Annotated in this window: 8 protein-coding genes and 1 pseudogene; 8 read left to right on the plus strand and 1 reads right to left on the minus strand. The window is 59.7% G+C overall.

All coding sequences use genetic code 11. From position 1 onward, the window contains the following. The first annotated feature begins 124 nt into the window (after positions 1 to 124). The 5 genes from AC1RQF_RS14485 to AC1RQF_RS14505 all read left to right on the plus strand — a co-directional run bounded on the left by AC1RQF_RS14485 (position 125) and on the right by AC1RQF_RS14505 (position 4,269). A complete protein-coding gene (locus AC1RQF_RS14485) occupies positions 125 to 568 on the plus strand; it encodes a hotdog fold domain-containing protein (protein ID WP_273997140.1) in 444 nt (147 codons plus the stop codon). A 663-nt stretch (positions 569 to 1,231) separates the two neighbouring features. Next, positions 1,232 to 2,005, plus strand: coding sequence for an ABC transporter substrate-binding protein (locus tag AC1RQF_RS14490; protein ID WP_492872333.1), 774 nt, complete (start codon positions 1,232 to 1,234; stop codon positions 2,003 to 2,005). 54 nt (positions 2,006 to 2,059) lie between these two features. Next, entirely contained in the window at positions 2,060 to 2,749 is a 690-nt protein-coding gene (locus tag AC1RQF_RS14495; RefSeq protein WP_273997139.1) for an ABC transporter permease, read from the plus strand. Beyond that, on the plus strand, positions 2,746 to 3,459 hold the full coding sequence (locus tag AC1RQF_RS14500) for an ABC transporter permease (protein ID WP_273997138.1): 714 nt from the start codon (positions 2,746 to 2,748) through the stop codon (positions 3,457 to 3,459). The genes AC1RQF_RS14495 and AC1RQF_RS14500 overlap by 4 nt, the downstream gene beginning before the upstream one ends. Positions 3,460 to 3,501: 42 nt before the next feature. Further along, on the plus strand, positions 3,502 to 4,269 hold the full coding sequence (locus AC1RQF_RS14505) for an ABC transporter ATP-binding protein (protein WP_273997137.1): 768 nt from the start codon (positions 3,502 to 3,504) through the stop codon (positions 4,267 to 4,269). A gap of 249 nt (positions 4,270 to 4,518) precedes the next feature. On the opposite strand, the gene AC1RQF_RS14510 is transcribed toward AC1RQF_RS14505, so the two are convergent. After that, positions 4,519 to 5,076 carry a recombinase family protein gene (locus AC1RQF_RS14510; RefSeq protein WP_273997136.1) on the minus strand — a complete coding sequence of 186 codons (558 nt, stop codon included), beginning with the start codon at positions 5,074 to 5,076 and terminating at the stop codon, positions 4,519 to 4,521. Positions 5,077 to 5,990: 914 nt separating this feature from the next. Between AC1RQF_RS14510 and AC1RQF_RS14515 the strand changes: the two genes are divergently transcribed. The 3 genes and pseudogenes from AC1RQF_RS14515 to AC1RQF_RS14525 form a co-directional block, all read left to right on the plus strand. Continuing rightward, the gene (locus AC1RQF_RS14515) at positions 5,991 to 6,437 is read left to right on the plus strand and encodes a hypothetical protein (protein ID WP_273997135.1); all 447 of its coding nucleotides are present in this window, start codon (positions 5,991 to 5,993) and stop codon (positions 6,435 to 6,437) included. 124 nt (positions 6,438 to 6,561) lie between these two features. Beyond that, positions 6,562 to 7,410 (plus strand): annotated as a pseudogene (locus AC1RQF_RS14520) (ESPR-type extended signal peptide-containing protein); the annotation flags it as partial. A gap of 48 nt (positions 7,411 to 7,458) precedes the next feature. Then, positions 7,459 to 10,037 (plus strand): YadA family autotransporter adhesin (locus AC1RQF_RS14525; protein WP_492872334.1); only part of this gene is annotated, 2,579 nt, incomplete at its 3' end.

A 10,037-nucleotide genomic window follows, 5' to 3' on the forward strand; every position in this document is an offset into this window, starting at 1 on the left:
CCGATAGGGCTGCGGTTTTAGAGCATCGCCACTGTGGACGACCCCGTCGATCTGTTGACACGAAATTCTACATTGGAGCAATATTCCGTTACAGAATAATATTCTGTTCTTATAGGAGATGAACGTGAGTCAGGTTCTCGATTTCTTCAAGATGGCTGGGGCCGAGCAACTCAGCAAGCTGGTGTGTCAGCAAGCCCCGTATTTCGGTTCCATCGCGCCGACGGTCGTGGCATTGGAGCCCGGCCGCGCCGAGGCGCGCGTGCCGTTTCGTCACGAAATCACCAATCACCTGGGCACCGTGCATGCGATTGCGCTGTGCAACGCGGCGGAACTGGTCGGCGGGTTGATGACTGAAGTGTCGATTCCGGCGGGCGCGAAATGGATCCCGCGCGGCATGCAGGTGGCCTATCTCGCCAAGGCCAAGTCAGACGTGACTGCCATTGCGGATGGCGCCGGCGTCGACTGGTCCTCGGGCGGCGATGTGGTCGTGCCGGTGGAGATCGTGGATACCGAGGGCCAAAAGGTGTTTACCGCGCACATCACCATGAACGTCAAGCTGCCAGGCTGAGCTCACATGCGTCGCCGCGCGCTGTGTGTGCGGCATGATCCACCTGGGTTTCAGGAGCGGATCCCGCAAAAGCGCCTGCTGATATCGGCAAGCACAGCGGATGCTTATTCCTTGAGAGCGGTGTGAGGACGGCTCGGGTCGTCATTCCCGCGCACACCTCGAAGACCGACGGCCGGCACGATTCAATGATCGTGCCGGCGCACGGGGATCAGGATTCAGCCAAGCCTCTCTCAGCCGGTACGCCCATCCAACGCAATGTTGGTGGTGCTGTCTTGCCGGCGATCCTTTCCGAATGCCGACGTACCGAATCCCGACATCCGAGCGACGAGTAGTCGAATGAGCGCCGTCGCTTCATTGGATTGGGCGTGGGCGATCGAGATATTTAGGAATCGGATTGATTGATCCCGCGGCCGTTATTTTGAATATGCGCCTGTGCAATTCGCTTCCGGAGTTCTCTTACAAGTGTAATGGTCAGTTGTAAGACAACTTCATCACAAGTAGAGATAAATACGGATTGTCCCTACCAGGGTGGTGGCGGCAAAGTTGTATGTACAACTTGGGCGGCCATTTTCGGGTGCGCGCATCGCACAGGTTGCGTGGGTTCGCATCGCCAAGGCGGGTTCGGACTCAACCGAAATCTCCTTTGCCATCACTGGAAACATCATGAAGAAACTCGCCCTCAGCTTGGTCCTGGCCTGCGTCGCCGTGGGAGTGCATGCGAAAGATTGGTCGACGATCCGCTTCGGCGTCGATGCCAGCTATCCGCCGTTCGAATCGAAGGGAACGGACGGCAAGGTCGCCGGCTTCGACATCGACCTCGGCAATGAAATCTGCGCGCGCCTGAAGGCGAAATGCGTCTGGATCGAAAACGACTTCGACGGCATGATCCCGGCCCTGAAGGCGAAGAAGTTCGACGGCGTGCTGTCGTCGATGACGATGACGCCGCAACGTGAAGAACAGATCGATTTTTCAGACAAATTATTCAGTACCCCTACTCGCCTCGTCGCGAAGAAGGGATCGCCGGTGGCGCCGACCCTGGACGCCCTGAAAGGCAAGACGGTGGGCGTCGAACAAGGGACGACCCAGGAAGCCTACGCGAAAGCGCATTGGGCGCCGAACGGGGTGCAGGTCGTGCCGTACCAGAATCAGGATCAGGTCTACCAGGATCTGATCTCCGGCCGTCTCGACGCGGCGCTGCAGGACGCGGTGCAAGCCGATGTCGGGTTCCTCAAGACGCCGCGCGGCGCCGGATTCCAGTTCGCCGGCGGCGATATCGTCGACCCGAAGACCTTGGGCAGCGGCGCGGGCATCGGCCTGCGCAAGGAAGACACCGATCTGAAAGCGAAGATCAACCAGGCGATCACCGACATCGTGAAGGACGGCACGTACAAGAAGCTCGAGAAGAAGTACTTCGCGTTCGACGTCTACGGCAGCTGACCGTATTGCGCCGCCTGCGGCCGCGGGCGCCTGTCTCTTTCTGGATGCGCTGACATGATCTTCCAAGGATTTGGCCCGCTGCTGTGGGCCGGCACGGTCGAGACCGTGAAACTCGCGGTGTTGTCGCTTGCCGCGTCGCTCGTGCTCGGGCTCGCCGGCGCCGCCGCGAAGCTGTCGACGAACCGCGCGCTGGCGACGCTCGGCAAGTTCTATACGACGCTGATCCGCGCCGTACCCGATCTCGTGCTGATGCTGTTGCTGTTCTACGGCATACAGATCCTGCTCAACCATTGCACCGATCTGGTCGGCTGGGACCAGATCGACATCGATCCGTTCGTCGCGGGTGTGTTGACGCTCGGCTTCATCTACGGGGCGTACTTCACCGAGACGTTCCGCGGCGCATTCCTGTCGGTGCCGCGCGGCCAGATCGAAGCCGGCTTCGCGTACGGCATGAGCGGCTGGCGCGTGTTCCGGCGCATTCTGTTTCCGCAGATGATGCGTTTTGCGATGCCCGGCATCGGCAATAACTGGCAGGTGCTCGTGAAAGCGACGGCGCTGGTGTCGATCATCGGTCTGGCCGATATCGTGAAAGCCTCGCAGGATGCCGGCAAGAGTACGTTGAATTTCTTCTTCTTCACGCTGGCGGCGGGGGCGATTTATCTTGCGATCACCACCGTGTCCAATGTCGTGTTGTATCACCTCGAAAAGCGCTATTCAGTCGGCGTCCGGAGGCTCTCATTGTGATCGAGATCGTTCGCCAGTACTGGCAAAGCTATCTGTATACCGACGGCTATCGCCTCAGCGGCCTGGCCATTACGCTGTGGCTCCTGGTGGTGTCGATCGGGCTGGGTTTCTGCCTCGCCATCCCGCTGGCGATCGCGCGAGCGTCGAGCAATCGCTGGCTGTCGAGATCGGTATGGCTCTACACCTATGTCTTCCGCGGCACGCCGCTGTATGTGCAGTTGCTGATGTGTTACACGGGCATCTACAGCCTGCAGGTCGTGCACAACCACGTGCTGCTCGATACGTTCTTTCGCAATGCGATGAACTGCACGCTGCTAGCCTTCACGCTGAACGAGTGCGCGTATGCAACGGAGATTTTCGCGGGCGCGATCAAGTCGACGGCCGTGGGCGAGATCGAGGCGGGCGTCGCCTATGGGATGTCGCGTTTCAAGCTCTATACGAGGATCATCCTGCCCTCCGCACTGCGTCGCTCCCTGCCGAGCTACAGCAATGAAGTGATTCTGATGCTGCATGCGACGACGCTCGCTTTCACGGCGACGGTGCCCGACATCCTGAAGGTGACGCGCGACGTCAATTCGGCGACCTATATGTCGTTCCAGGCGTATGGCATCGCGGCGCTGCTCTATGCGGCGGTCGTTTTCGCGCTCATCTGGATGTTCCGCAGGTTGGAGATGCGCTGGCTTGCCTATCTGGCGCCGCGCGGCCATTGACGACCGGGCCGGCCTTACCCGATTCACGAAGGAAGCATTTGTATGTATAAGCTCAGCGTTGAAAATCTGCACAAGAAGTTTGGCGACAACGAGGTGCTGAAGGGCGTCTCGCTGAACGCGAAGCCGGGCGACGTGATCAGCATCATCGGGTCGAGCGGCTCGGGTAAAAGCACGTTCCTGCGCTGCATCAACTTTCTCGAACAACCCTGCTCCGGGCAGATCACGGTGGGCGGGGAGGTGATCAGGACCGAACTCGACAGTAACGGCGGGCTGCGCGTGGCCGATCGGAAGCAGCTGCAGCGCATGCGCACGAAGCTTTCCATGGTGTTCCAGCATTTCAACCTGTGGGCGCACATGACGGTGATCGAGAACATCATCGAAGCGCCGATCGCGGTGCTGGGGCTCGACAAGGAAGCGGCGACGGCCAGGGCGCGCAAATATCTGGAGAAGGTCGGCTTGCAGCCGCGCGTCGAAGGCATGTATCCGTCGCATCTGTCAGGCGGACAGCAGCAGCGCGTCGCGATCGCGCGCGCGCTCGCGATGGAGCCGGAAGTGATGCTGTTCGACGAGCCGACCTCGGCGCTCGATCCGGAGCTGGTCGGCGAAGTGCTGAAGGTCATGCAGGCGCTCGCGGAGGAAGGCCGGACGATGGTGGTCGTCACGCACGAGATGGGGTTTGCGCGGAACGTGTCCAATCATGTGATCTTCCTGCATCAGGGCAAGATCGAGGAGGAGGGGCCGCCGCAGGAGATTCTCGTCGAGCCGAAGTGCGAGCGGCTGAAGCAGTTCTTGTCGGGGCGCTTGAAGTGAGGGAGGAGGGTTCGTCGGGCGGACGCGCGGCTGGGCCGCTCCGATCGATCGCGCGCTCGACGTGGCAGAGGGGCTGCGATCATTTTCCGCTCGGCACCAGGCGGAAAATCGATCGCATTGCCCGTCTCGGCGACGGCCCGATACAGGTATCGCGATGCGCAGGATGACGGCCGGTGGAAGCGGGCACCGGGTAATCCGCCGCGCATGAGCGATCCGACAAATAGCCGGAATGTTCCGGCCAACGGTTCATCAAGTTGTGTTCTCGCTGGCCAGGATGCGCTTCAAGGTGCGTGGATGCACATTGAAATGGGCTGCGACATCCATGATCGATTTTCGTTTCAACAAGGTCAGCGCTTGTGCGCGCTGTTTGTCATCGAGAGCCGGCTTGCGGCCGATCGGTTTTCCTCGGGCGCGCGCCGCAGCCATTCCGGCGCGGGTGCGTTCGCTGATGAGACTGCGTTCGAATTGCGCAAGCGCAGCCATCAGATGAAAAATCAGCACGCCGCTCGAGGAGTTGGTATTGATCGACTCCATGATCGAGGCGAATTGGATATTCCGGCCGTCCAGATGCGTGACCAGATCGATGAGTTTGCTCAACGAACGGCCGAGGCGATCCAGCCGCCATACCATCAATGTGTCACCGGCGGACATCGTCTCGAGGGCAGCGTCGAGACCGGGGCGCGAAAAATCGGCGCCTGAAATCCCCTGATCCGTATGGATCGTGTCGCAGCCTGCACGGGTCAATGCATCTATTTGAAGTTCGAGATTCTGCTCGTCAGTGGAAACACGTGCGTAGCCGACGATCATATCCGCTCCCGCAAATCTGACAATCCCGACGTCAAGCCGCGCTGTCGGCAATGTGCCGGAACGCGTGCGTTCGGTTGGAATGCCGTCGGTCGACGGTCGTTCTTTGCTGTATTCAAGGTACTCAAATTCATCTCTCGGTAGAGTGGGTCTGCTGCCCGGCTGGTCAAGTCGCGAAGTTGATTGCTGTGTCGAGCGCATCTCAGTGTCGGTCGACGCTCTTCTTCCATTCGTCTCGATCTCGTGGCCGCCAGCATCGGCAGGATGCGTCGCGGTTGGCCTCGAAAAATCAGTCGGGTCTTTTTGTCTATTTAAAAAAATTTGTCTAATGAAGTTACTTTTTTGCTAGTAAAAACCCTTAAAAAAATAAAATAAAAAGGTCAAAAATGTTTCAATAATGAACAGTTTTCCCTGACAAAATCGTCCAATCGTTAAGAAGAGTTAACGCGGAGCGGTTTGCCGAAATTCTACTGGACAAAAAGGTTCCATTTTGTCCGAGGCCGAGTGACAAATGGCGTTCCTTGCCTGTCAAGGCTCACAGCGGACCCGAGGACTGTTTCTACGAATTTGATACAAGGGAACGTTTATGTTCAGTCACTTATATGACGTGAAACCCGCGAATTACGGCCTGTTGGGCCTTCGGCGCGGGCAGATTTTGCCGAGTTTCCCTGTCGAATCGGCTAGGCGGGATGCCGATTTGTAGGCGGATCGTAGGCTGCGGGGTGCGAGTGAGGGGGCGCTTATTGTTTTTACGCATTCCTTCGAAAGATCTGATTTTTGAATTCGAGCGGATGGAAAGTGATGATCGATGGGCGGTAATCGGAGTTCATGGGATTCGGTAATTGAATTTGGATTGACGTCGATCTGAATGAGTTTCTCGATGAGTTTCGATAGGTCGGATGCTTGGGGAGATGGAAATGCTGAATTCCAATCAGATTCGTTCGCAAGAATCGCGCGCGCTGGCGCCAGCCGACAAAATGGTGGGTCATCTTCTGCGAGTTACTTCCCTCTGCGATCTGGAAGACGTGAATGCTTATGTCAGTGAAGTCGAATCGATTGTGTTCGAGTTGCTGGCACAGCATGTCGATCGTCGGAGCCGGAAGACGGCGCGGTCGGCGTACAAGGCCGGCGTCTCAATGGGACTTGGCGGTGCGGCTTTCGATGTCGGCGCCGGGGCGGCAGTCCTGGATGGCGGCGAGCTTGAAGCATCTCGTGCGATGTTGACGGCAATCATGCAAGCGGGCTACCGGCACGGTCGGGCAATACGGAACTGGGTCGAGGAGCAGAAGCGTCTAGGGAATTTTCAGCTGACGGGCGATAGCGGCAGCGCGGCATTGCGCAAGTCGTTCAGCACTTTCTCGTAGAAAAGAATAGAGATCGATTTGTCTTTGTGCGATTTGCGTATGGCAGTCCTAATTAATTTATAGGCCAATGCGAGAAATCTACGCCTGTGTCGTAAGACAGCGCATCAGCCGATGAGGTGATGAGATGAACAAGTCGTACAGAACAATCTGGAATGAAGCGCTCGGGGCGTGGGTTGCGGCGTCGGAGTTGGATTCGGCGCGCGGGAAGCGCAGTAGCTCAAAAACCGCCAAGCTGCTGCTCAGCGTTCTTCTTCTTGGTGCCGCGCAAGTTAGCCACGCAGGGACCTATCTTTTCAATGGGGGAGGGAATTGCACCAATCCAGCTGGACAGGGACCTAACGGTCGGAATTTTCCTGCGGGAGCGAACCCTATCGATGGCAACGGATCATATTCGAACGTCGCTGGTTGCGGCGCCAACGGAGGGAACCTGCTCGGTGTGACGCTGTTTGGCTCCTACTCGTCTGCGGCCGGTGACGGGGCGGTTGCATTTGGGATGGGCGCGTATGCAGCGGCCAACGCGACATCCGTTGGTCTTTATGCCACGGCCTCGGGAACAGGGAGTGCTGCGTTCGGATATAACTCGCTGGCCAGCGGGCCAAATGGGGTGGCGATCGGTGAAGGCAATACTGTTGTGGCGGGCAACGCGGTTGCTGTTGGTAATGGAAATAATATCGGAGCTTCTGGAGGAGGGAGCACCGTAATCGGTATTAATAACACCGCAAATACAACTGCTGGGTCCACCTCGACGGTGATGGGCAACGGCAATAGTGTTGCTGGCTCATCCAACATGGCGATAGGGATTGCTAACGCCATTGCTGGCGGCGGCAATGTAGTGGCAGTTGGCAATGCGAACGTAATTGGGGTAGTGGGAGATAACACTAATTTTTACGATTCCTTTGGGATGCGCAATACGGTAACCGGCACGGATTCCGTCGCGCTGGGTAATTACAATACGGCCACCGGCGCAAATTCACTTGGTTTAGGGTTGAGTAGCGCGGCCTCGGGAGCCCAAAGTATTGGAATGGGATATCTTGCGACGGGTAGCGGTGCAAATTCATCTGCTTTGGGAGCTAGATCTATAGCGAGTGGGGGGCAGGCGACCGCTGTGGGCTATACGGATTTGGCGTCGGGTCAAAATGCCGTGGCGGTCGGCGATGTATCGACTGCGAGCGGGACCAATTCCGTCGCTGTAGGTATTGCCTCGACGGCGGCAGCGACTTCGACGGTCGCAATTGGTCAATCGAATGTCGTTTTGGCCGCTGCCGGTACGGGTGCGACGGCGATTGGTTATCTGTCAAGCGCGACGACCGGCACCGGCGCGGTGGCGATCGGCAGCCAGCAGACGGCCAGCGGCAATGGCGCCGTGGCGATCGGGGATCCGAACAGCGCGACCGGCACGGGTGCGGTAGCCGTCGGTGCGAACAATACGGCGACCGGTCAGGGATCGGTTGCCCTGGGTAACACGTCGACCGCCGCTAGTGCGGGTTCCGTGGCAATGGGCGATACCGCAAGCGTTGTCGCTGCGGCAACGAAGGGCGTGGCGCTGGGTTCCGGCGCGGTTGTAAACAATGCGAATGCGGTGGCGTTAGGTACCGGTTCGGTCACCGCGGCGGCGAACCCGACCGCAACCGGCACGGTCGGTGGCGTGACGTACAACTACGCAGGCACGACGCCGTCGAGCGTCGTGAGCGTGGGTGCGTCAGGAGCGGAGCGTCAGGTGACGAACGTAGCGGCGGGGCGCGTGACGGCGACGAGTACCGATGCAATCAACGGCTCGCAGCTGTTCGCGACGAACACGGCGATCAATAGCCTGTCGACGTCCACGTCGACGGGGTTGTCGACTGTGACCAGCTCGGTGGTCTCGCTGTCTACCTCGACGTCCACCGGGTTGTCGTCGGCCAATAGTTCGATTGCATCGTTGTCGACGTCGACGTCAACGGGTATCACGTCGCTGTCGACGGGTTTGTCCACGACGAATAGTACTGTAGCCTCGCTGTCGACCTCGACTTCGACGGGCCTGTCGACGGCGAATAGCTCGATCGGCTCGTTGTCGACGGGTCTGTCCACGACGAACAGCACGGTCACTTCGTTGTCGACCTCAACCTCGACGGGTCTGTCGACGGCCAATAGCTCGATTACTTCGCTGTCGACGTCGACCTCGACAGCGATCAATGCGGCGAAGACGCACTACTACAGCGTGAACGACAACGGCACGCAGCAAGGGAACTACAACGATAACGGCGCAACGGGCGTCAACGCACTGGCGGCAGGCACCAACGCGACAGCGGCGGGCGCGAGCGCGGTGGCGGTCGGCAACGGCGCTAATGCGAACTCGGGCGGTGCGGTGGCGATCGGCCAGAACGCAACGGCGACGGGTGGTCAGGCGGTGTCGGTGGGCGTGAGCAACACGGCGAACGGCAACGGTGCGGTGGCGATCGGGGATCCGAACAGCGCGACCGGCACGGGTGCGGTAGCCGTCGGCGCGAACAATACGGCGAGCGGGACAGGCGCGATAGCGATCGGTAACGCCAATTCGGCGATTGGCGCGAGCGCCGTCGCGTTGGGCAATGGCACCGTGGCGAACAGCAACGGGGTGGCGATCGGTCAGGGGGCTGTTGCCACCGGAGCGAATGGCAACGTAGCGATCGGCAATTCAGTATCGGCGACCGGCACTGGTGCGATCGCGCTTGGCAATAGCGGGACCTTCACTGCCACGGCCATCGCTTCAGGCGCGGATGCATTGGCGCTTGGTAACGGCTCGACTGCGAGCGGAGCGGCAGGTTCGGTCGCTCTGGGTGCATCGGCTGTAGCCACGAATACGTTCGCGACCGCATTGGGCTCAAACGCCACTGCGTCCGGAAGCGGATCCATCGCATCCGGGCAAGGAGCGGACGCTACGGCGACCAACGCGCTGGCGTTCGGTGCGGGCTCGACGGCCAACGTAGCGAACTCGGTTGCCCTGGGCTCCGGCTCGGTGACGGCAGCGGCGAATCCGACAGCGACGGGCACGGTCGGGGGCGTGACGTACAACTACGCGGGGACGAATCCGTCGAGCGTGGTGAGCGTGGGCGCGCCGGGTGCGGAGCGGCAGATCACGAACGTAGCCGCGGGCCGGGTGACGGCGACGAGCACGGATGCGATCAACGGCTCGCAGCTGTTCGCGACGAACACGGCGATCAACAGCTTGTCGACGTCGACCTCGACCGGTCTGTCGACGGCGACCAGTTCGATCGGCTCGCTGTCGACGGGCCTGTCCACGACGAACAGCAACGTAGCCTCGTTGTCGACTTCGACGTCGACGGGCATCACGTCGTTGTCGACGGGTTTGTCCACGACGAATAGTACGGTGGCCTCGCTGTCGACGTCGACCTCGACGGGTCTGTCGACGGTGACGAGTTCGATCGGCTCGCTGTCGACGGGCCTGTCCACGACGAACAGCAACGTGGCCTCGTTGTCGACGTCGACGTCGACCGGGTTGTCGACGGCGACCAGCTCGATTGCATCGTTGTCGACTTCGACGTCAACGGGCATCACGTCGTTGTCGACGGGTTTGTCCACGACGAATAGTACGGTGGCCTCGCTGTCGACGTCGACCTCGAC

It is taken from the genome of Burkholderia sp. GW821-FHT14F03 (genome assembly GCF_058803765.1).